Source organism: Oryzomonas rubra (assembly GCF_008369015.1).
Taxonomy (GTDB): Bacteria; Desulfobacterota; Desulfuromonadia; order Geobacterales; family Pseudopelobacteraceae; genus Oryzomonas; species Oryzomonas japonica.
Genome location: NZ_SRSD01000001.1, coordinates 84,068 through 104,876 on the forward strand (window position 1 = coordinate 84,068; position 20,809 = coordinate 104,876).

Consider the following 20,809-nt stretch of genomic DNA (forward strand, 5'->3'; position numbering starts at 1 on the left):
GCAAACGAATTGCATTCCCGGCGCTCTTTTAGTATAGTTCACAATCCTACGTGGCTTTATACAAACTGACTACTCCAAGGAAACCTGATGAAGAAAGAAATTCTATCCGGCAATGAGGCCATCGCCCGCGGTGCCTATGAGGCTGGTTGTCGTGTGGCCTGCGCCTATCCCGGCACCCCTTCCACCGAGATTCTCGAAAACACCGTTAACTACAAGGAAATCAATTCCTCCTGGGCCCCCAACGAGAAGGTTGCCCTGGAGGTCGCCATCGGGGCCTCTTTCGGCGGCGGCCGCGCCCTGTGCACCATGAAGCATGTCGGCGTCAACGTGGCGGCCGACCCGCTCTTTACCCTTTCCTATACCGGTGTTAACGGTGGTTTGGTGCTGGTCACGGCCGATGACCCCGAGATGCACTCCTCCCAGAACGAACAGGACAACCGCAATTACGCCAAGTTTGCCAAGGTGCCGATGCTGGAACCTGCCGATTCCCAGGAATGCAAGGAATTTACCCGGCTGGCCTTTGAACTCTCCGAGCAGTACGATACGCCGGTCATGTTACGCACCACCACCCGCATCTCTCACAGCAAGTCCATTGTCGCCTTGGGCGAGCGGGCGAACGATCTGCCCGAGCCAAAGCTGATCAAAAATGCCGCCAAACTGGTGATGCTGCCGGGCAATGCCCGCGTCCGGCATCCTTTCGTGGAGGAACGCATCAAAAAGCTCTCCGAGGCGGGCGCCGACATGGCCATCAACCGTCGGGAACTGCGCGACACCTCCATCGGTATCATCACCTCCGGCGTCTGCTACCAGTATGTACGCGAGGCCTTGCCCGACGCCTCGACCCTCAAGCTGGGCATGGTGCATCCCTTGCCCCAGACATTGATCCGTGAATTTGCCGCCCAGGTGGACAAACTTTACGTGGTGGAGGAGTTGGATCCCTTTATCGAGGAGCAGGTCAAAGCCATGGGTATTGCCGTGACCGGCAAAGAACTGATTCCGCTGTGCGGCGAGTTGTCGCCGGGCCGCATTCGCACCGCTTTCGGCCTCCAGCAGCCCCCTGCCGATGCCGGCGACAAGCTTCCCGGACGTCCGCCCAACATGTGTCCCGGCTGCCCTCACCGCGGGGTCTTCTTCGCCCTCAATCAGCTCAAGGCCTATGTTACCGGCGATATCGGCTGTTACACGCTGGGGTTCATGCCGCCACTCTCGGCAATGGATACCTGCGTCTGCATGGGCGCTTCCATCGGCATGGCCACCGGCGTGAGCAAGGTCGTATCCGCCGAGGAAAAGAAGAAGGTCGTGGCCGTGATCGGCGACTCCACCTTCCTGCACACCGGCATCAACGGCCTGATGGATATGGTCTACAATAATTCGACCTCCACGGTCGTGATCCTGGACAACCGCATTACCGCCATGACCGGCCGCCAGGATAACCCGGCCTCCGGCTTTACCCTGATGGATGATCCGTCCCATCGCATAGATTTCCCCCTGCTCTGCAAATCGTTGGGCGTCAAGCATATCCAGGTGATCAACCCCTTTGACCTGGAACAGACCAAAAATGTGCTCAGGGAGGAGATGGAACGTCCTGAGCCCTCGGTAATCATCACCGACAAACCCTGCGTCCTGGTCAAGCGGGAAGGAGTCTTCCAAAAAGGGCCGGTCTACGAGGTCGCGGTCGAGAAGTGCACCGGTTGCCGCGCCTGCCTCAAGATCGGCTGTCCGGCCATCGAGTGGCGGCCGGCCGGGGACGGCAGCAAAAAGGGCACGGCCTTCATCGACCCGCTGCTCTGTACCGGCTGCGACGTCTGCCGGCAGTTGTGCAAGTTCGACGCGATCGGGAGGGCCAAATGAATAATCGCATAACCAACATCCTGCTGGTCGGGGTCGGCGGGCAGGGGATCCTGCTGGCCGCCGAGATCCTTTCCGAGGCGGTCCTATTGGCCGGTTTCGATGTGAAGAAGAGTGAGATCCACGGCATGTCTCAGCGTGGGGGCTGCGTGGTTTCCCATGTACGCTATGGCGCGGAGGTCTTTTCCCCCACGGTGCCGGAAGGGGAGGGGGATATCCTGTTCGGTTTCGAACTGATGGAGACCTGCCGCTCCCTGCCGCTTCTCAAGAAGGGGGGAGCCGTGGTGGCCAATGATCTGCGCATCGCGCCGCCGTCGGTACTGATGGGTCAGGAAGCCTATCCTGAGTGGGTGACGGAACGGATCAGGGAACGATTTCCCGACTTTCTGCTGCTGGACGGCCAGAAGCTGGCCGGCGAGGCGGGCAATGTCCGGGCGGCCAATACGGTACTTTTGGGGGCGGTTTCCCGGCGTCTGGATATCGATGAACAGTACTGGCTGCAAGCCATTGAAAAGATGGTGCCGAAGAAAGCAGTAGAGGTGAACAAAAAGGCCTTCCTCCTGGGCCGTTCCGTTGATTGGAGTAAGCCATGACCCAGTTGGAATCGATTATCGCGGCCAACCGGCGCTTCACGAAACCGAACGCCTTTCCGCCGCTGTCCAAGTCGCCCCAAAAGCAGTTGGCCATCTTCACCTGCATGGATACCCGTCTGGTCGATTTCCTGGAGCCGGCCATGGGGCTTAAACGCGGCGACGCCAAAGTCATCAAAAACGCCGGCAACATCATCGTGGACCCCATGGCGGGGGCTGTCATCCGCAGCCTGGTGGCCGGCATCTTCATGCTGGGGGTCGAGGAGGTATTCGTCATCGGGCACCGGGATTGCGGCATGGCCGGACTGGAACTGGATGCCGAATCGGTCAAGCGCGACATGATCAGGCGTGGTATCTCTCCGGACGTCATCGATATCCATGTGCCTGATCTGAAGCAATGGCTGGGCCTCTTCGCCCATCCGCTGGAAAACGTAGAGCGAGTGGTCAAGATCATCCGCCACAACCCGCTGATCCCCAAGGACGTACCGATACACGGCCTGCTGTTCTGCCCCGACGATGGCCATCTGGACGTGGTCGTGGACGGTTATTCCCAGGAGAATTTTGCTGCCCATATACTTGAATGAGGTAACGACGCATGTATTTTAACGAAGAGTTTGAGACCCTGCCTCGCCCGGCACTGGAGGCGTTGCAACTCAAACGGCTGCAAGTCGTGGTTGAGAGAGTGTATGCCAATGTCCCGTTTTACAAGGATTCTTTTGATAAGGCCGGGCTCAAACCTGCCGACGTGCGCAGCCTGGAAGATCTGCAGCGGTTTCCTTTCACCACCAAGCAGAACATGCGCGACTCCTATCCTTACGGCCTGTTTGCCGCTCCTCTGGAAGAGGTCGTCCGCATCCACGCTTCCTCCGGTACCACCGGCAAGCCGACCGTGGTCGGCTATACCCAGAAGGACATCGAAACGTGGAGTGAGTTGATGGCCCGCTCGTTTATGGCGGCCGGCGCCCACAGGGGGGATATCATCCATAACGCCTACGGTTATGGACTTTTTACCGGCGGCTTGGGAGCCCATTACGGCGCCGAACGGCTGGGGGCGTCGGTCATCCCCATCTCGGGCGGCAATACCAAGCGCCAGATCATGATCATGCAGGATTTCGGCTCAACGGTATTGACCTGCACCCCATCCTACTCGCTCTTCATGGCCGAGGAGGCCAGTGCTGCGGGAATCGATTTCAAAAAGCTCAAGCTGCGGATCGGCATCTTTGGGGCCGAACCCTGGTCAGAGGCCATGCGGGGCGAAATCGAGGCAAAACTGAACCTGTCAGCCATCGATATCTACGGCCTGTCCGAGATCATGGGGCCGGGAGTGGCCATCGAATGCATCGAGGCCAAGAAGGGGCTGCATATCTGGGAAGACCACTTCATCCCCGAGATCATCGATCCTGCAACCGGCCTGCGCCTGCCCGATGGGGAGCTGGGCGAACTGGTCATCACCACCATTACCAAGCAGGGCATTCCCCTGATCCGTTACCGCACCCGCGACATTACCAGCATCACCTACGAGCCCTGTGTGTGCGGTCGGACCCATGCCCGCATAAATCGCATGTGCGGCCGCTCGGACGACATGCTGATCATTCGCGGGGTCAATGTCTTCCCCTCCCAGATCGAATCGATCCTGGTGGGCATCGAAGGGGTCGAACCCCATTATCTGCTGATTGTGGACCGCAAGGATAATCTGGATACCCTGGAAGTGCATGTGGAGGTGGATGAAGGAATCTTCTCCGACGAGATCAAGATCTTGCAACTCTTGTCGAAGCGGATCGAAAAAGAGATCAAGGATGTGCTGGGGATCACCTGCACCGCCAAACTGGTTGAACCCAAGACCCTTCAACGCAGCGAAGGCAAGGCGACACGGGTTATCGACAAGCGGAAATTCTAGGAAATTCTAACATCGAAATCTGCCACGGAGACACAGAGGAAAAACAGGAGAAAAGCGAAATTCCTTTAGGGGTTACCCCCAAGCTTTTTTACGATTGATTTTGAAGTTCTCCGTGCCTGTGTGGCTCTGTGGCAGAAGCCGGGTTTTGACCCCAGGAGGTACATCATGAAAGTCGAGCAGATATCCATCTTCATCGAGAACAAATCGGGTCGTCTTGCCGAAATCACCCGTATCCTGGGTGAGAACGGCATCAACATCCGGGCGCTGTCCCTGGCCGACACCTCGGATTTCGGCATTCTGCGTCTGATCGTGAATGATGTGGAGAGGGCCAACCAAGTGCTCAAGGGAAAGGGGTTCACCGTCAACAAGACCGAGGTGGTCGCCGTTGAGGTGCCTGACCGTCCCGGCGGTTTGGGGGCCATACTCCAGACCCTGGATACGGAATCGATCAATGTTGAGTACATGTACGCCTTTGTCGAGCACTGCGGCGGCAATGCGGTGATCATCTTCCGTTTCGATGAGACCGATAAGGCCATTGATGTGCTTAAGGTTAATAATTTCAGTGTTTTGTCGGGGGAACGTCTGTACAGCATGTAATCCGGTTCGATGCATCCGGTTCAACTCTAGGGGGGAGAATGAAAAAACTGATCGCAGTGTGCGGTGTCGTGTGCATCGGTCTTCTGTCTGCCACAGCAGTCTTTGCCGCGGGAACAATCAAGATCGGCGGGCTGTTCGCCGTGACCGGCCCGGCGGCCTTTCTGGGGGAACCGGAGCGCAATACCGCCAAGATGGTGGTGGAAGAAATCAACAAGGCCGGCGGCGTCAAGGGACACAAGCTGGAACTGGTGGTCTATGATACCTCCGGCGATGCGACCAAGGCGGTACAACTCGCCACCAAGCTGATCAGGGACGACCATGTGGCGGCCATCATCGGCCCCAGCACCACCGGTGAGTCCATGGCGGTTATCCCGGTGGCCGAGCGTGAAAAGGTCCCGCTTATCTCGTGTTCCGCCGGTATCAAGATCACGGAACCGGTTAAAAAATGGGTATTCAAGACCGCCCAGAACGATACCCTGGCTGTCGGAAAAATTTACGAATATCTGCAACGGCATAAACAGTCGAAGGTTGCCATCCTGACCGTTTCCGACGGTTTTGGTGCCTCGGGCCGCGAGCAGCTGAAGGCCCAAGCCGGAAAATATGGCATCACCATCGTGTCGGATGACACCTATGGTCCCAAGGATACGGACATGACCGCCCAGCTGACCAGGATCAGGGGCTCCCGGGCCCAGGCGATCATCTGCTGGGGCACCAATCCGGGGCCGGCGGTTATCGCCAAGAACGCCCGCCAGTTGGGCCTCAAAACGCCCCTGTTCATGAGTCACGGCGTATCTTCCAAAAAGTTCATCGAACTGGCCGGTGATGCAGCCGAAGGGATCAAACTCCCTTCCGGCAAGGTGATCGTGGCGGACCTGCTTCCCGGTTCGGATCGGCAGAAGGGGGCTCTGACGGCCTTTGTCAAGGATTACCAAAAGCATTACCGGGCCGAGGGGGATCACTTTGGTGGCCATGCCTGGGATGCGGTCATGCTGCTGAAAAACGCCATCGAACGCGGGGGCGATACACGCGCCACGATTCGGGATCAGTTGGAGAGGACGCGCGGGTTTGCCGGCATCGGCGGGACCTTCAGTTATTCGGCCCAGGATCATGCCGGATTGAACAACGACGCCTTTGTGCTGGTAGAGGTAAAAAAACGGCACTGGTCCATCGTAAAGTAGCAGACGTCTCACTATGAAGGGAAACTCCCTCCCCATGAAGGGGAGGGAGTTTCTGCGTAAGAAACGGACGCCAATGCAGCTCGAACAGATCCTCCAATATTCATTTTCCGGCCTGTCCACAGGAGCGATCTACGCTCTGATCGGCATCGGCTTCTCCATCATCTTCAATGCCACCGGCATCATCAATTTCGCCCAGGGCGAATTCGTCATGCTGGGGGGGATGCTGACACTCTTCTTTCTGGAGCTGTTGCAACTGCCGCTCTGGGCCGCCGTCCCCTGCGCCGTGGCGGTATCCGCCCTGGCCGGGATGCTGTTCGAGCGTCTTGCCATCAGGCCGCTGCGCCAGCCGACCCCCATCAATCTGGTGATCATCACCATTGCCGGCAGTATCCTGATCCGCGGCCTTGCCATGCTGCTGTGGGGCAAGGATACCCATGCCATTCCGCCATTTTCAGGGGACGAACCGATTTCCATCGCCGGGGCGACCATCCTGCCCCAACACATCTGGATACTGGCCATCACGGTGCTGATCATTGCCGTCAACAAATTTTTCTTCTATCACACCATCAGCGGCAAGGCCATGCGGGCCTGCTCATACAACCGCCGCGCCGCCAGTCTTGTGGGTATCGACGTGCGCCGCATGGTACTGCTCTCCTTCATCATCAGTTCCGTGCTGGGATCGCTGGCCGGCATCATCGTGGCCCCCCTGACCATGACCGCCTATGATGTGGGAATCATGCTGGGCTTGAAAGGGTTTTGCGCCGCCATCATCGGCGGGATGAGCAGCGGCATCGCCACCGTGGTCGGGGGGCTGATCCTGGGGGTGCTTGAATCCCTGGGAGCGGGATTGATATCCTCCGGCTACAAGGATGCCATTGCCTTTATTATCCTCCTGCTGATCCTATTCATCCGGCCCCAGGGGTTGTTCGGCAAGGCCGAATCGGAGCGGGTGTGACGGCATGAGACGCGAGCTGCTCAAATTTTTGTTTTTTGCCGTCCTGATTCTTGCCGCGCCGCTGGTTTTCACGGGCGGCTACCTGATGAACGTGCTGGTGTTCGTCGGCATCAACACCATGCTGGCGGTGGCCCTCAATCTGCTGTTGGGGTATGCCGGCCAGATCTCTCTCGGCCACGCGGGCTTTTTCGGCATCGGCGCCTATCTTTCCGGGATATTGACCGCCACCTACGGTTGGAATGCATGGCTCGCCATGCCGCTGGCGGCGCTCGCGGTCGGCATACTGGCCGGCCTGATCGGCTTCCCGATCCTCAAGCTCAAGGGGCATTACCTCGCCATGGCCACCCTCGGCCTGGGCATTATCATCTATATCGTGTTCAACGAGACCGTGGATCTTACCGGAGGCCCGTCCGGCTTGTCGGGCATCCCCAATCTTGCCATCGGTTCCCTGGTATTCGACAACGACTTGAAGAATTACTATCTGATCTGGACGTTCGGCCTGGCGGTTGTGCTGTTTTGCGTCAATCTCGCCGGTTCCCGGGTCGGTCGCGCCCTACGGGCGGTTAACGATTCCGAGGTCGCGGCCCGGGTCATGGGGGTCAATGCCCGCATCCTCAAGGTGCAGGTCTTTGCCCTGTCTGCCGTCATATCCTCTCTGGCCGGCAGCCTCTACGCCCATACCATGACCTTTGTCTCCCCGGCTTCGTTTGGCTTTAATTTCTCCGTGGAGTTACTCACCATGGTGGTGATCGGCGGCCTGGGCAGTGTCTACGGCTCGTTTCTGGGGGCGGCGCTCCTGACGCTTTTGCCCGAACTCCTGCGGGGTGCCCAGGACTACGATATCATCATCTACGGTGGCCTGCTGATGAGTATGGTCATGTTCATGCCGGGCGGACTGGTGCGGGGCCTCCCCGAACTTTTCAGAAGAGTGGCCAGGAGACGGGAGGGCGCAGGCAATGCTTGAGGTTTCCGGCATTACCCGCATATTCGGTGGCGTCACGGCCCTGGATGATGTCTCCTTTACCATCGGGCAAGGTTCCGTTACCGGCGTCATCGGCCCCAACGGCGCAGGGAAGACGACCCTGTTCAATATCATTACCGGCATCTACAGCCGAACCTCCGGCAGTGTGAAGCTGGGCGGCAAAGACATCACGGGGCTTCCCCCGGAACAGCTGGCGCGCCTCGGCATGGTGCGGACGTTCCAGAACATCGAACTGTTCGGCGCCATGACTGTTCTTGAAAACGTCATGGTCGGACTCCATACCAAGAGTTCCAGCGGGCTCCTGGCCTGTTCCCTGATGATGCCCTGGAGCATTGCCGAAGAGCGGCGCATCCGGAAAGCTGCCATGCATTGGCTTGAGTTCACAGGTATCACGGGACTGGCGGACGATACGGCCGGTAATCTCTCCTTTGGCAATGGGCGGTTACTGGAGATCGCACGCGCCCTGGCGGTGGAGCCCCGCATCATTCTGATGGATGAACCGGCCGCCGGGCTCAACAGCCAGGAAACCCTCGGTTTGGCGCAACTGATTGGAAAAATACGCGGGATGGGTATTACCGTGGTGCTGGTTGAGCATGACATGGAACTGGTGATGGATGTGTGCGACCGGATCGTGGTGCTAAATCTGGGCAAAAAGCTGGCGGAGGGTACGCCGCGGGAGATCCAGGAAAATACGGAAGTAATTGCGGCATACCTGGGTGATGGGTAAGACTTGAAATATCGGTGACGGGTTATGTTCACGGCCTTATTTTGCGAGGGTAGTGGTTATTCCGATGTTGAGACTTAAAAATATAAATACCTACTACGGTAAGGTCCATGCCCTTAAAAACGTTTCCCTGCATCTGGGGGAAGGGGAGATCGTGACCCTGATCGGCGCCAACGGGGCCGGTAAAACCACGATCCTCAATACCATCTCTGGGGTGACGCCGGCCGGCAGCGGTGAGGTGCTGTTCCGCAAGGAGCCGGTCACGGCCCTGACGCCGGACAAGATCGTCAAATACGGCATCTCCCAGGTACCCGAGGGGCGCCAGGTGTTCAAGCCGCTCTCGGTCGAGGATAACCTGGAGTTGGGCGCCTATCTGCGTTACCGCAACCGTGAGGATCGAACCGTCATCCGCAGGGATATGGCGCAGGTATTTACCCTGTTCCCCCGTTTGGAGGAACGGCGTCGGCAACTGGCCGGCACCATGTCGGGGGGGGAACAGCAGATGCTGGCCATCGGCAGGGCCTTGATGGCTAACCCCAGACTCCTGCTGCTGGACGAGCCTTCCATGGGGCTGGCGCCCATGGTGGTGCAGGAAATCTTCCGGGTGTTGGAGCGGTTGCGCCGGGAGAACGGCGTCACCATACTGCTGGTGGAGCAGAATGCCAAGGCCGCCTTGAAGCTGGCCGACCGGGGCTACGTGCTGGAGACCGGCAAGATCATCCTGGAAGGGGCGTCGGCCGAGTTGCTGGAGAATGCCGAGGTCAAACGGGCCTATCTGGGAAAGGACAAAAAAGAGATTTGGGAACGATAATATGTTGTCACGGAACCGCCGGGGAGAGTCAGACCTTGATGATTTTGCGAAGTAATGAGATCCTCTTTTTGCTTTCACCCCAATCTCGGCGTCTGCGTGCCGCAAAAAGGTAATAACTATTGTGTTGATACTTGCCATTGAATCATCCTGCGATGAAACCGCAGCCGCAGTGGTGCGTGACGGCTGCGAGACGCTCTCGTCGGTGGTGTCGTCGCAGATCGCCATCCATGCCGAGTATGGTGGCGTTGTGCCGGAAATTGCTTCGCGCAAACACCTGGAGATGATTACCCCTGTGGTGAACCAGGCGTTGCATGAGGCTGGTTTGGCCATGGGAGACATCCAGGGGGTGGCGGTCACGCGTGGGCCGGGTTTGGCCGGGGCTCTTCTGGTGGGGCTTTCCGCCGCAAAGGCGATCGCCTTTGCCCAGGCCGTTCCCTTTGTGGGGGTTCATCACATTGAGGGGCATATCTTTGCCACCTGTCTGGAACAGCCGGTGGAGTTCCCTTTCCTGGCGCTGGTCGTGTCGGGCGGCCATACCCACCTCTATCTTGTTGAGGGCTTCGGCCGCTATACGACCATCGGCAGAACCATCGATGATGCCGCCGGCGAGGCCTTCGACAAGTCCGCCAAGATCATGGGGCTCGAATATCCGGGCGGCGCCCGGATCGATGCTCTGGCACGGACGGGGGACTGCCGGGCGGTGCGCCTGCCCCGCCCGCTGATCAATGACGGCAGCCTCAATTTCAGCTTCAGCGGCCTGAAAACGGCTATGCTGCAATGGATCAACAAACATCCCGTTGCCATGCCGAGCCAAGATGCCAGCGATCTGTGCGCCTCGTTCCAAGAGGCGGTCTGCGATGTCCTGGCATTCAAGACCGAGGCGGCTCTCCGGCAGTGCGGGGCGCGACGTCTGGTTGTAGCGGGTGGGGTAGCCTGCAACAGCGGACTGCGCGCCCGTATGACCCGCATGGCGGCAGATCTCGGGGTGGAACTGCATATCCCCAAGCCCGCCCTGTGCGGCGATAACGCAGCCATGCTGGGGGTTGCCGGCAATTATTATCTGTGCAACGGTCACGCATCATCCCTGTCCCTGGACGTTACCGCCACCTGGGAGATGGACCGTATCAAGGACATGTTCTCATGACAGCATTGCGTCGCCCCCTCAAGGCCCTTGGCCAGAATTTTCTCGTCGACGGCAACATCATTGCCAAGATCATCCGTGCTGCCGAATTGACCCCTGAGGACCGTATCCTCGAGATCGGCCCAGGCCGAGGCGCGCTGAGCGAACTGCTGGCGCAACACGGCAGCTGGCTGACGCTCGTGGAGTTCGACCACGCCCTGGCGGCCGCCCTGAAAGAACGTTACGCCGGAAATGATCAGATCACGGTGATCGACGGTGACATCCTGGCGCTCGACCTTGCGGGGGTGCTGGGCGCGGAACCGGCGGCCTGGAAGGTGGTGGCCAACCTGCCGTACAATATCTCGACGCCGATACTCTTTCGCCTACTGGAATTGCGCGGCCTTTTCTCGCGACTGGTGCTGATGCTGCAACGCGAGGTTGGGGAGAGGCTGGTGGCCTCGCCGGATTGTGCCGATTACGGTGTGACGACGCTGCTGTTGGGGTTGTGGTTCGATATCCGCCGGGAGTTCATTGTTCCGCCGACCTGTTTTCATCCCCGTCCCAAGGTGGACTCGGCTGTGTTGAGCTTCGTGCCGCTTGTGCGGCCCAGGGTTGAGGTCGGTGATGAGTCGGTTTTCCGAAAAGTGGTCAAGGGGGCCTTTGCCATGCGCCGCAAGACCTTGTCCAACTGCTTGAAAGCGGCTGAACTCGCCTCGCCGGATGAGATGTACGGGATTTTGGAACAGTGCGGGATCGATGGAAAACGCCGTGGCGAGACCCTTTCCATGGAAGAGTTCGCTGCACTTTCCCGGTGTCTGACAACCCTTCAAACTGTGGGACGCTGAGAACAGCAAGGGATTGAGAGAAGGACGCCACAACAAAAAAACCGCATCTCAGCGGTTTTTTTGTTGTGGCAATGGGTATAAATGATTAGGCTTTGGTTTTGGCCGGTTTTGCCTTGACGGCTTTAACGGCGACGGCTTTCGCTGCTTTAACCGGTTTTGCTGCAGCGGCCTTTACCGGTTTTGCCGGTTTTGCGGCGTCTTTTTTGGCGGCACGCACGGCGCGGGCCTTTTCCAGGTTGGCAGCCAGATTGTTTTCGTTGGCAGCCTTGCGGCGTGCCTCGGAGTAGTTCTTGGCAGTCAGGGACTGGGATGCGGGGATATTGAACTGCTTGCGGTACTGGCCCGGTTTCATGTCGTGAGCCTGTTTAAGGTGGCGGGTAAGGGTCTTGAACCCCGTTTTGCCGCAGATCAGGCAGCAGACCTGATCGTTCTGGAAGGCTTTTTTGATCGACATGGCCGGTGCACCCGGTGCAGCGGCGCCTTCTGCCGCCGTGGCTCCTTCGGTTTCCAGTTTTTTCAGCGTCGTGAAGACCCGGTTGATTTCCTGGATAAGATCGTCACTGTTCATCTCCGTACCGGCCGCATGGGAAGAAACAATGCCCGCAGTCAGTTCAACAAGAGTTGCTGTCATACGTCCTCCTTTATATATATTTAACTCTATTACGGGTTATCACGAAATACCGACATAAATCAAGAAAATAAATAAGCAAAAAATTGATTAACTACTGAGTTGCCGAATACAAAAACTAGTTGCTAAGCATAACAAGGATGTGGCATGAAGAACATCAGTATACCAACCACGCATGAAACGGAACAACAGCCATGACAGCACCATTGTTTTACCTGCTACTCATAGTGTCGCTACTTTCCCTGATACTGTTGGCCCTGGTGTTGGCGCGGCTCTCGCGCATCGCTTCAAACGCATCGTTTGACGTGCGTATCGATGCCCTGGAGCGGCAGTTGGAGCGCATGGAGCGCATGCTGCGCGATGAACTTGCCAGAAACCGTGAGGAAGCCCAACTATCGGCCCGCCAGGGGCGCGAGGAGGGAACATCGCTCGTGGGTGCCCTGGGGGATTCGCTCCTGAAACGCATGAGCGAGATTGCCGGCTTGCAGAAGAATCAACTGGACATCTTTGCCGGCCAGTTGAAAAGCCTGACCGCGAGCAATGAGGGGAGGCTGGACAAGCTGCGGGAGACCGTGGAGGACCGTCTGCGACTGATCCAGGAGGATAACGCCCGGAAACTGGAACAGATGCGGGCGACGGTGGATGAAAAGCTGCACGATACCCTGGAAAAACGCCTGGGCGAGTCCTTCAAGCTGGTCAGCGAACGTCTTGAATTGGTCCAGCGGGGTCTGGGGGAGATGCAGTCCCTGGCCAGCGGTGTCGGGGACCTGAAAAAGGTTTTGACCAACGTCAAGACCCGCGGCACCTTCGGCGAGGTTCAACTGGCCAGCCTGCTGGAGCAGATACTGGCGCCGGGGCAGTACGAAAGCAACGTCGAATCTAAAAAGGGGAGCGGACAGCGGGTGGAGTTTGCCCTGCGCCTGCCCGGCCGGGACGGTACGGCGGAGGGCATGGTCTGGTTGCCGCTGGACGCCAAGTTTCCCCAGGAGGACTATCTCCGCCTGGTGGAGGCCCAGGAGAACGCCGACGCCGGTGCCGCCGAGGAAGCAGCCCGTCAGTTGGAGCGGGCGATCAAGGAGATGGCCAAGGCCATCCGCGACAAGTACCTGGACCCCCCGCATACCACCGATTTCGGCATCATGTTCATTCCTACCGAGGGGCTGTATGCCGAGATATTGCGGCGGCCCGGCCTGGCCGAGACGTTGCAGCGGGAATACAAGGTCTTGGCGGCCGGGCCCACCACCCTGGCTGCGCTCTTGAACAGCTTGCAGATGGGCTTTCGCACCCTGGCCATCGAGAAACGTTCGGCCGAAGTATGGACCCTGCTTGGCGCGGTGCGGACCGAATTCGCCAAGTTCGGGGTGGTACTCGAAAAAACGAGCAAGAAGTTGCAGGAGGCGGGCAATCATATCGATCAGGCTGCCATCCGCACCCGGGCTATCGAACGCAAGTTGCGGGACGTGCAGGAACTTCCCCAGGAGGAGGCCGCCGGACTCCTGGACCTGCCTGAGATGGGCGAGGGGGATGAGCACTGACTATGTCTGAAAAGGGTAATATAGCGCGGGCAGCAGGTATCCTCGGTTCGGCAACCATTCTGTCGCGAGTCATGGGCATGGTGCGTGACATGGTGGTGTCGCGCCTGTTCGGCGCAGGATTTGCGAGCGACGCCTTTTTTGCCGCCTTCCAAATCCCCAACATGCTGCGACGTTTTTTTGCCGAGGGGGCACTGACCTCGGCCTTTGTGCCTATTTTTTCCGAGACTCTCAACAAGCGGGGCGAACATGAGGCGCGGGAACTGGCCAATGCCTGCTTCAGTCTTTTGACTATTGTCATGGCCGGTGTGACCCTGGCCGGCATCCTGTTTTCTCCCGTCATCGTCGGCTTGATGTTTCCCGGATTTCACTCGGTGCCGGGCAAGTTCGAGCTGACCGTACTCCTGAACCGGGTGATGTTCCCCTACATCTTCTTCATCAGCCTGGTGGCGCTCTGCATGGGGATTCTCAACACCGTCCGCCATTTTTTTACCCCTGCCATCTCCACAGTCTTCCTCAATATTTCCATGATCGTTGCGGCCCTCTCTCTACGGGGCTTTTTCGATGTTCCCATTACGGCCCTGGCAACAGGCGTGTTGATCGGCGGGATCGTGCAACTGCTCCTGCAACTGCCGGTGCTGTGGCGCAAAGGATTTCCGATCCGTCCCCGTTTCGCCTTCGGCCATCCCCAAGTGCGCCGTATTGCACTCCTGATGCTGCCGTCCCTCTTTGGCGTGGGGGTCTACTATCTCAATATTACCGTCAGCGCCATACTGGCCTCGCTGTTGCCCCAAGGGAGCGTGTCGTATCTTTACTACGCCCAGCGGTTGTTCGAGTTTCCCCAGGGGATCTTCACGGTCTCCGTTGCCCAGGCTGTGCTCCCCTCCATGAGCCGGCAGGCGGCCGAGGGCGACATGAACGGCATGAAGGAGTCCCTCTCATTTGGCCTGCGTCTGACCCTCTTCATCACCATTCCGGCCATGGTCGGCCTTCTGGTCTGCTCGACCCCCATCTTCAGCCTGATCTTCATGGGGGGGGCATTCGACTACGCAAAGGCGGTCAATTCGGCCCAGGCGCTCTTCTATTACTCGTTAGGCCTTTCCTTCGTAGCCATGACGCGGGTCCTCGCCCCGGCCTTCTACGCGCTCAAGGATACCAAAACGCCGGTCTGGAGCGCCTTTTGTGCCTTTCTGGTCAATCTGGGTTTCAGCCTGGCTCTGATGGGGCCCTTCAAACATGGGGGATTGGCATTGGCCACCACGATTTCGGCCTTGGGCAATATGGTAATGCTGCTCTGGTTCCTGCGGCGCAAGATCGGTCCGTTCGGCGGGCGGGGGGTTGTGTACTGCGGTCTGAAGTCGTTGGTTGCCGCCGTGCCGATGGCCATCACGGTCCGTTATCTGTGCGGTTGGGCCGACTGGTCGCTCATGGGTCATAAAACAGGCAAAGCCCTGGTGCTTGGTGGCGCCATAGCGTCCGGCATCGTCATCTACGGGCTCTGCGTCCGGTTGTTGCGGTCGGAGGAAGCGTTGGAAGTGCTGACAATGCTCAAAAGGAAAATGGGACGGAAAAGAAGTGCACCTTGAATTGGCGGCACTGCAGGCAAAGAATATCTTTTACGGGCGGAACACGTTGAATTTAAAGGGCAACGAATTTTTCTGAAAAAATGACAGTTATGAACAGGTCAACTTGGCATGGAATTTATTTGTTGTATCCAAACCGCCGCCAATCGGCTAACTACCCAAAATCCAAAGAGACAAACATAACTTGTTGAAATTATTTTGAAATGCGTTTGTGTAAAAAAAAGGCAAAGTGCAAAAATCACTTGTAAAAATATAACTTTTGTATTTCATCAACACCGTTGTCCACAGCTTATCCACAATTTTTGTGGATAAGCTGAAACCTGATGGTAAAAGACGTCACATTCCTGTGACTTATCCCCACCGACACGCTGATCATTCGAGTTTTTTAGCCTCTTCCCAGAGGATATCCATGTCGGCAAGCGGGGTCTCATTCATCTTCTTTCCCTGCCCCTGGAGATTTTCCTCCACATACCGGAAACGTCGTTGAAACCGGTTGATCGTTTTGCGCAGGGCCTCCTCGGGATTGAGCGACAGGAAACGCCCCAGGTTGACGATGGCGAACAGCAGGTCGCCTAGTTCGTCCTCCATGCGGGTCTCATCGCCCCCGTCCCACGCCTCCTCAAACTCGTGCAACTCTTCCATTACCTTGGCAAAGACCTGGTCGGCATGTTCCCAGTCAAAACCGACCCGCGATGCCTTTTCGGTGATCTTCTGAGCCTTGAGCAACGCCGGTAGATGCGGGGGCACGCCGGACAGGGCCGATGGCCGCTCCTGCCCCTTTTCGGCCTTCTTGATGCGCTCCCAGTTCTCTACCTGTGCCTCGCTGTCACTGATCTCCATGTCGCCGAAGACATGGGGGTGGCGTCTGACGAGCTTGTCGCAGAGTTCCTGGATGACGTCGGCCATGTCGAACGCTCCCGCCTCTTCGGCAATTGCGGCATGAAAGACCGGTTGCAGCAACAGGTCGCCCAACTCCTCCTTCAGATGTTCCGGAGATTTTGCGTCGATGGCCTCAATGACCTCGTAGGCCTCTTCCAGCAGATAGCGCGTCAGGCTCTCGTGGGTTTGTTCGGCATCCCAGGGGCAACCGCCGGGGCCGCGCAGGCGGCGCATGATATTCACCAGGTCGTCGAAGGTGCCGTGGTTTGCGGTCATAACGGTCTCGTTGCTCATTTCGCGGCCACAAGATCGGCGGCCAGTTCATCGTAGACCGCCAGGGATTTTACGCTTGCCGCTTCCTTTTTCGTGATCTCTTCGAAGGATCTCAGCTTGCCGTTGAATCGGTTGGCCTGGGTCTTGAGGTTGCTGGTGCTCTCCGACAGGAAGCTCTTTTCCTTGGGGTCGACATCCTTTTTCATCAGCCCCTTGACCTTGTTCCAATATTCGTCCGTTCCGCTGGCGTAGTGGTTCACGCTCTCAAGGAAGGAGAGGGCGCCGGACGAGAGGTCGGCGACCGTGGCCAGTTTTGTTTGGGCGTCGTTCATGTCTTTCAGCAGTTTCTGATCGGCGAAATGGGACGCTTCGGTTATTGTCTTCTCATCGAGCGGTTTGGCCGGGTCGATGGCCTCGACCAGCGCGATGAAGCGTTGGGACGAGTTCAGATAATTGGTGACTGAAACGGAGGCGTTGTTGAGTGCTATCGTAAACTGGGCGACGAACTTGGTGAAGATTGAAGCCTGTCCGGCGTAGGGGATCGGGAGCATTCTGGCGGCCACCGCCGCATAGGAACCGGCCTGGATGTACCGGTTATAGCCCGCCAGGTTGGTGCTCATCCATTTGACGAAACCCTGAAAATCGCTGGTGGTTTGACGCTGAGTCTTGACCTCGGCGGCGATTTCCCGGAGGCGCTGGACCTTTTTCTGACGCAGACGTTCGGCTGAGATGGTCTTGACGGTTTCAAGCTGTTTGATTCTGAGTTTGAGCCCTTCGTTCTCCAGTTGGAGATTGAACAGATGCTCTTCGCTCGGTGTGGTCGGGCCGCAGACATTTTCCTCCGCATGTACGGCGGCGGAGGAAAACAGGATCAGGGCGGCCAGCACACCTATCGTCCCGACTGATGGACGTCGTCTTTCGATCATAATGTTGCATCCTTTTCTGTTGGTTTGGTTATGGCGGAAGTGCGCGCGGTTTTTATATAGCTCTGCGCCAGGCACAATGCAACGTCTTTTGCCATGTTGACGTGCATGCGGCGACAATGAATTGCATTTGCCCCCGTTTCTGTACTACCATAGGCGGGCCGTATCGGGTACCCTTACCTGCCGTGCCACCGAACGGAGTTTACGCACTAGAGGCTGATGCCATGCCATTCCCCGGACATTTTCGCTTGAGCCTGATCCAGAAGATGATCATCAGTTTTGCCCTCTGCGGGATATGTATGATGGCCGCGCTGATATATGCCGTTACCGGCCTGGGGTCGATGCATCGCATGGAGGAGGAGATCGCCAGAAGCGATCTGTCCGCGGCCACCATTACCATTACCCTGCGTGAGATGATGCTGACGCAGGAACGCTATGTCGGCAAGTTTCAGATCCTGCGGCAGGCGGAATTCCATGAGCTTTACGACCAAAATGCGGAAAAATTCCGCTCGGAGTTGGCTTCTTTGCAGCGTGTCTACCGGGGCAAGGGCGGCGACAAGCTTGTTGCGGCATACGCAGCCTACGCAAACCTTACCAAGCGGGTGTTCAGCGGCAGGGAGGTCGACGCCGGGGCCATGAAGCAGGCTACGGCACGGGTGGAAGATCTTATCGAACAGATTCGGGTGGAACAGAAGGAATCCCTGGCGAACAAGTTGAAAGTATCCGATGAAAAGGAGGCCAAGACCGTCACCCGCTCCATAGGGCTGGCCTTTGTTGGCGTGCTGTTCGCCTTCTTGGTGGCAGTCTATCTGATCTATACCTTCGCCTCCTCCATCGGCAAGCTGCAAACCGCCACCCACCGCATTGCCGCCGGCGACTTCGACCACGATCCGGGCATTCCGCCGGGTGACGAGATCGGCACCCTGGCGCAAGATTTCACGCGTATGGCGGCCAGGCTCAAGGAGTTGGAACAGATCAGTCTCGACGCCAGCCCCCTGACCCGGCTGCCGGGAAATATCGCCATCGAACGTTCCATCAGCCGGCGGTTGCGCGAACGGCAACCGTTTGCCATGTGCTACCTGGATCTGGACAACTTCAAATCCTACAATGATCGCTACGGTTACATCAAGGCCAGCGAGATACTGCGTGAGACCGGTGAACTGATCCATAATGCGGTCAAGCGCCTGCATGATCCCGAAGCCTTTGTCGGGCACATCGGCGGCGACGATTTTGTCGTCATCGTCGCCGCGGAGCTGGCCAAATCGGCCTGCCAGACGATCATTCAGGAATTCGACGCCATGGTCCCATTCTTTTATTCGGATGAGGACCGCGCTGCCGGCTCATTTGAAGGGGTTGACCGTTATGGTGTGCCTCGGGTGTTCCCGCTCATATCCATGTCGATTGCCGTGTTGGTCTGCGAGCCGGGTGATTATGCCACCGCAGCCGAGATCGCTACGGCTGCGGCCGAGGTCAAGGATCACGTCAAGGAATCATCGGGGAGTAACTATATCATCGTGAGAGAGGCGGGAAACTATGATGTTTGAGCGGGCTGCAGTTGCGCTCATACTGTCGTTGGTGGTGGCGTTTTCCGGTGGCTGCAGCCTGTTGCGGGGCAAGCCGCCTTCAACGGCCACTCCAGTCATGGAACAGGAACGCCGTTTTGCCGGTGCGCTGCAGTATCTGATACAGGGGAAAGAGCGGGAGGCACAGGGGTTGCTGGAACAGGTCGTCGCTGGTCAGACGTTGCCCGGTGTGACGGATGAAGCGCTTTTCCGGTTGGCCTTGCTTCATTTGCGCGACGATGGAGGAAAAGGGGACACCCATGCCCATGCCTTGCTGGTGCGATTGAAAAAGGAGTTCCCCCTCAGCGCCTGGACCAGACAGGCGGCGCCCTTGGCCGCCTACCTGGTGGGTGTGGGCGCTCTTCGCGACAGCCAGCACGACGTGAGAACCCTGCGGGAGCGAAATCTGTCCCTCACCCGGGATAACAAAGAACTACGCCAGAGTATCGAGCGTTTGAAAAATCTTGATCTTGAGTTGGAACAAAAGATCAAGCGCTGAATAACGCCTCACCCTGCCAACGCACTCTTTGCGATCTGTGTGCACATAGCCTCTCATCGGTATCGAGCTGCTAACGCCCCATCCTCTGGCATCAGGGAAATAAAGGGTGCCGGCAGGCGCTCTACTTTCGTTCATTCCCCAGGTATTCCCCAAGAAACGCACCCTTGTATTCCATGAACCGGTCGTTGGCGATCGCCTCCCTGATCTCAGTCATCATGGTCAGGTAGAAGTGGATGTTGTGCAGGGCGGACAAGATCGCCGAAAGCACCTCGTTGGCCACAAACAGATGGTGAAGGTAAGCGCGGGTGAAATGGCGGCAGGTGTAGCAGTCGCAGCTGGGGTCAATGGGGAAAAAGTCCCGTTTGTAGTTCTTGTTGGTGAGACGAATCTTGCCCCGCCGGGTGAAGAGCGTCGCGCTCCGGGCGTAGCGGGTGGGGATGACGCAGTCGAACATGTCGACACCTCGCTCGACACTCTCCAGGATGTCTTCCGGGAGGCCGACTCCCATCAGGTAACGCGGCTTGTTTTCCGGCAGATGCGGCGCCGTCCAGCCCACCACTTTTTTGAGCAGTTCCAATCCTTCGCCGACACTGACACCGCCAATGGCATAGCCGGGCAGGTCCAGCTTGCGCATCTCCCGGGCGCACATGGCCCGCAGATCCTCGTACACACTCCCCTGGACGATGCCGAACAGGGCCTGGCCGTTGTCGGTCATGGCGTTACGGCACTCCTTGAGCCAGCGGATGGTCTTTTTCGTGGATTGCTCGGCGTACGCCTTGTCGCAAGGGTAGGGGATGCACTCGTCGAAGGCCATGATGATGTCGGCCCCCAGGTCCTGTTGAATACGGGTGGCGCTGGCCGGGTCGAGATAGATTTCCTCACCGGTCACCTCGTGTTTGAAGAAAACACCATCCTCGGTGATCCGTTTATTGGGAAGGGAAAAGACCTGAAACCCGCCCGAGTCGGTCAGAATCGGTTTGTCCCACGACATGAATTTGTGCAGACCGCCAGCCTTTTTCACCAGACCTTCGCCCGGTTGTAAATGAAGGTGATAGGTGTTGCTGAGAATGATCCGCGCCCCGGTTTCCTCTATCTGCGCAGGGGTGAGCGGTTTCATGGCGCCGTGGGTGGCCACCGGCATGAAAATCGGCGTGGGAATCTCACCCCGCGAGGTAGTGATAAGGCCCAGCCGGGCGGCACAATGCTTGTCTTTTTTTATTAATTGGAATAACATCTAACCCCTCGTTATCAATTCTGTTCTAAATCTTGTTCGCATCGTAGCTACGGTGACCGGGTCACGGAGAGGTACAGGTGTGAATCATATCATATGTTCGTAACAAAATGCTTACGATAGCGTGTAGTTTACTATCAGAATGTCGCTCC

20 protein-coding genes are annotated in these 20,809 nt (G+C 57.8%); 16 read left to right on the forward strand and 4 right to left on the reverse strand.

Going from position 1 to position 20,809, the window contains the following annotated elements; genetic code table 11:
• The first annotated feature begins 87 nt into the window (after positions 1 to 87).
• From iorA to rsmA, 12 genes are all read left to right on the forward strand, one after another.
• On the forward strand, positions 88 to 1,851 hold the full coding sequence (iorA, locus tag ET418_RS00390; protein WP_149305598.1) for an indolepyruvate ferredoxin oxidoreductase subunit alpha: 1,764 nt from the start codon (positions 88 to 90) through the stop codon (positions 1,849 to 1,851).
• Positions 1,848 to 2,441 (forward strand): indolepyruvate oxidoreductase subunit beta, encoded by a 594-nt coding sequence (locus ET418_RS00395; protein ID WP_149305599.1) that lies wholly within the window; start codon positions 1,848 to 1,850, stop codon positions 2,439 to 2,441. The genes iorA and ET418_RS00395 overlap by 4 nt, the downstream gene beginning before the upstream one ends.
• Positions 2,438 to 3,022: a beta-class carbonic anhydrase gene (locus ET418_RS00400; protein ID WP_149305600.1), complete on the forward strand. Its 585-nt coding sequence runs from the start codon at positions 2,438 to 2,440 to the stop codon at positions 3,020 to 3,022. The genes ET418_RS00395 and ET418_RS00400 overlap by 4 nt, the downstream gene beginning before the upstream one ends.
• Positions 3,023 to 3,033: 11 nt before the next feature.
• On the forward strand, positions 3,034 to 4,335 hold the full coding sequence (locus ET418_RS00405) for a phenylacetate--CoA ligase family protein (protein WP_149305601.1): 1,302 nt from the start codon (positions 3,034 to 3,036) through the stop codon (positions 4,333 to 4,335).
• A 165-nt stretch (positions 4,336 to 4,500) separates the two neighbouring features.
• Complete coding sequence (locus ET418_RS00410) at positions 4,501 to 4,932, forward strand: ACT domain-containing protein (protein WP_149305602.1); 432 nt, start codon at positions 4,501 to 4,503, stop codon at positions 4,930 to 4,932.
• A gap of 38 nt (positions 4,933 to 4,970) precedes the next feature.
• Positions 4,971 to 6,110, forward strand: a complete 1,140-nt coding sequence (locus tag ET418_RS00415) for an ABC transporter substrate-binding protein (protein ID WP_149305603.1) — start codon at positions 4,971 to 4,973, stop codon at positions 6,108 to 6,110.
• A gap of 73 nt (positions 6,111 to 6,183) precedes the next feature.
• The gene (locus ET418_RS00420) at positions 6,184 to 7,065 is read left to right on the forward strand and encodes a branched-chain amino acid ABC transporter permease (RefSeq protein ID WP_149306052.1); all 882 of its coding nucleotides are present in this window, start codon (positions 6,184 to 6,186) and stop codon (positions 7,063 to 7,065) included.
• Between the two features lie 4 nt (positions 7,066 to 7,069).
• Positions 7,070 to 8,029 carry a branched-chain amino acid ABC transporter permease gene (locus ET418_RS00425; RefSeq protein ID WP_149305604.1) on the forward strand — a complete coding sequence of 320 codons (960 nt, stop codon included), beginning with the start codon at positions 7,070 to 7,072 and terminating at the stop codon, positions 8,027 to 8,029.
• A complete protein-coding gene (locus ET418_RS00430; RefSeq protein ID WP_149305605.1) occupies positions 8,022 to 8,774 on the forward strand; it encodes an ABC transporter ATP-binding protein in 753 nt (250 codons plus the stop codon). The genes ET418_RS00425 and ET418_RS00430 overlap by 8 nt, the downstream gene beginning before the upstream one ends.
• A 64-nt stretch (positions 8,775 to 8,838) precedes the next feature.
• The gene (locus tag ET418_RS00435) at positions 8,839 to 9,582 is read left to right on the forward strand and encodes an ABC transporter ATP-binding protein (protein ID WP_149305606.1); all 744 of its coding nucleotides are present in this window, start codon (positions 8,839 to 8,841) and stop codon (positions 9,580 to 9,582) included.
• Positions 9,583 to 9,703: 121 nt separating this feature from the next.
• A complete protein-coding gene (gene tsaD, locus ET418_RS00440; protein WP_149305607.1) occupies positions 9,704 to 10,726 on the forward strand; it encodes a tRNA (adenosine(37)-N6)-threonylcarbamoyltransferase complex transferase subunit TsaD in 1,023 nt (340 codons plus the stop codon).
• Positions 10,723 to 11,547: a 16S rRNA (adenine(1518)-N(6)/adenine(1519)-N(6))-dimethyltransferase RsmA gene (rsmA, locus tag ET418_RS00445; RefSeq protein WP_149305608.1), complete on the forward strand. Its 825-nt coding sequence runs from the start codon at positions 10,723 to 10,725 to the stop codon at positions 11,545 to 11,547. The genes tsaD and rsmA overlap by 4 nt, the downstream gene beginning before the upstream one ends.
• A gap of 85 nt (positions 11,548 to 11,632) precedes the next feature.
• Here rsmA and ET418_RS00450 read toward each other — a convergent pair whose 3' ends face one another.
• The gene (locus ET418_RS00450) at positions 11,633 to 12,178 is read right to left on the reverse strand and encodes a Ros/MucR family transcriptional regulator (RefSeq protein ID WP_149305609.1); all 546 of its coding nucleotides are present in this window, start codon (positions 12,176 to 12,178) and stop codon (positions 11,633 to 11,635) included.
• Positions 12,179 to 12,369: 191 nt separating this feature from the next.
• Between ET418_RS00450 and ET418_RS00455 the strand changes: the two genes are divergently transcribed.
• Complete coding sequence (locus tag ET418_RS00455) at positions 12,370 to 13,710, forward strand: DNA recombination protein RmuC (protein WP_149305610.1); 1,341 nt, start codon at positions 12,370 to 12,372, stop codon at positions 13,708 to 13,710.
• A gap of 2 nt (positions 13,711 to 13,712) precedes the next feature.
• Positions 13,713 to 15,293 (forward strand): murein biosynthesis integral membrane protein MurJ, encoded by a 1,581-nt coding sequence (murJ, locus tag ET418_RS00460; protein WP_149305611.1) that lies wholly within the window; start codon positions 13,713 to 13,715, stop codon positions 15,291 to 15,293.
• 369 nt (positions 15,294 to 15,662) lie between these two features.
• Here the strand turns inward: murJ and mazG are convergent, their stop codons facing one another.
• A complete protein-coding gene (gene mazG, locus ET418_RS00465) occupies positions 15,663 to 16,445 on the reverse strand; it encodes a nucleoside triphosphate pyrophosphohydrolase (RefSeq protein ID WP_149305612.1) in 783 nt (260 codons plus the stop codon).
• Positions 16,446 to 16,459: 14 nt separating this feature from the next.
• Positions 16,460 to 17,368 carry a hypothetical protein gene (locus tag ET418_RS00470; RefSeq protein ID WP_149305613.1) on the reverse strand — a complete coding sequence of 303 codons (909 nt, stop codon included), beginning with the start codon at positions 17,366 to 17,368 and terminating at the stop codon, positions 16,460 to 16,462.
• A 221-nt stretch (positions 17,369 to 17,589) separates the two neighbouring features.
• On the opposite strand from ET418_RS00470, the gene ET418_RS00475 reads away from it, so the two are divergent.
• Both ET418_RS00475 and ET418_RS00480 read left to right on the forward strand, forming a co-directional pair.
• A complete protein-coding gene (locus ET418_RS00475; protein ID WP_149305614.1) occupies positions 17,590 to 18,909 on the forward strand; it encodes a GGDEF domain-containing protein in 1,320 nt (439 codons plus the stop codon).
• A complete protein-coding gene (locus ET418_RS00480; RefSeq protein WP_149305615.1) occupies positions 18,899 to 19,426 on the forward strand; it encodes an outer membrane protein assembly factor BamD in 528 nt (175 codons plus the stop codon). Before ET418_RS00475 ends, ET418_RS00480 begins: the two co-directional genes overlap by 11 nt.
• A 121-nt stretch (positions 19,427 to 19,547) precedes the next feature.
• On the opposite strand, the gene tgt is transcribed toward ET418_RS00480, so the two are convergent.
• Positions 19,548 to 20,660: a tRNA guanosine(34) transglycosylase Tgt gene (gene tgt / locus ET418_RS00485; protein WP_149305616.1), complete on the reverse strand. Its 1,113-nt coding sequence runs from the start codon at positions 20,658 to 20,660 to the stop codon at positions 19,548 to 19,550.
• Positions 20,661 to 20,809 lie beyond the last annotated feature (149 nt).

Excerpts from the sequence above, each read along its gene's own strand:
- iorA (WP_149305598.1), top strand. The coding sequence starts at position 88 with ATGAAGAAAGAAATTCTATCCGGCAATGAGGCCATCGCCCGCGGTGCC.
- ET418_RS00395 (WP_149305599.1), top strand. The coding sequence starts at position 1,848 with ATGAATAATCGCATAACCAACATCCTGCTGGTCGGGGTCGGCGGGCAG.
- ET418_RS00400 (WP_149305600.1), top strand. The coding sequence starts at position 2,438 with ATGACCCAGTTGGAATCGATTATCGCGGCCAACCGGCGCTTCACGAAA.
- ET418_RS00405 (WP_149305601.1), top strand. The coding sequence starts at position 3,034 with ATGTATTTTAACGAAGAGTTTGAGACCCTGCCTCGCCCGGCACTGGAG.
- ET418_RS00410 (WP_149305602.1), top strand. The coding sequence starts at position 4,501 with ATGAAAGTCGAGCAGATATCCATCTTCATCGAGAACAAATCGGGTCGT.
- ET418_RS00415 (WP_149305603.1), top strand. The coding sequence starts at position 4,971 with ATGAAAAAACTGATCGCAGTGTGCGGTGTCGTGTGCATCGGTCTTCTG.
- ET418_RS00420 (WP_149306052.1), top strand. The coding sequence starts at position 6,184 with ATGCAGCTCGAACAGATCCTCCAATATTCATTTTCCGGCCTGTCCACA.
- ET418_RS00425 (WP_149305604.1), top strand. The coding sequence starts at position 7,070 with ATGAGACGCGAGCTGCTCAAATTTTTGTTTTTTGCCGTCCTGATTCTT.
- ET418_RS00430 (WP_149305605.1), top strand. The coding sequence starts at position 8,022 with ATGCTTGAGGTTTCCGGCATTACCCGCATATTCGGTGGCGTCACGGCC.
- ET418_RS00435 (WP_149305606.1), top strand. The coding sequence starts at position 8,839 with ATGTTGAGACTTAAAAATATAAATACCTACTACGGTAAGGTCCATGCC.
- rsmA (WP_149305608.1), top strand. The coding sequence starts at position 10,723 with ATGACAGCATTGCGTCGCCCCCTCAAGGCCCTTGGCCAGAATTTTCTC.
- ET418_RS00450 (WP_149305609.1), bottom strand. The coding sequence starts at position 12,178 with ATGACAGCAACTCTTGTTGAACTGACTGCGGGCATTGTTTCTTCCCAT.
- ET418_RS00455 (WP_149305610.1), top strand. The coding sequence starts at position 12,370 with ATGACAGCACCATTGTTTTACCTGCTACTCATAGTGTCGCTACTTTCC.
- murJ (WP_149305611.1), top strand. The coding sequence starts at position 13,713 with ATGTCTGAAAAGGGTAATATAGCGCGGGCAGCAGGTATCCTCGGTTCG.
- mazG (WP_149305612.1), bottom strand. The coding sequence starts at position 16,445 with ATGACCGCAAACCACGGCACCTTCGACGACCTGGTGAATATCATGCGC.
- ET418_RS00470 (WP_149305613.1), bottom strand. The coding sequence starts at position 17,368 with ATGATCGAAAGACGACGTCCATCAGTCGGGACGATAGGTGTGCTGGCC.
- ET418_RS00475 (WP_149305614.1), top strand. The coding sequence starts at position 17,590 with ATGCCATTCCCCGGACATTTTCGCTTGAGCCTGATCCAGAAGATGATC.
- ET418_RS00480 (WP_149305615.1), top strand. The coding sequence starts at position 18,899 with ATGATGTTTGAGCGGGCTGCAGTTGCGCTCATACTGTCGTTGGTGGTG.
- tgt (WP_149305616.1), bottom strand. The coding sequence starts at position 20,660 with ATGTTATTCCAATTAATAAAAAAAGACAAGCATTGTGCCGCCCGGCTG.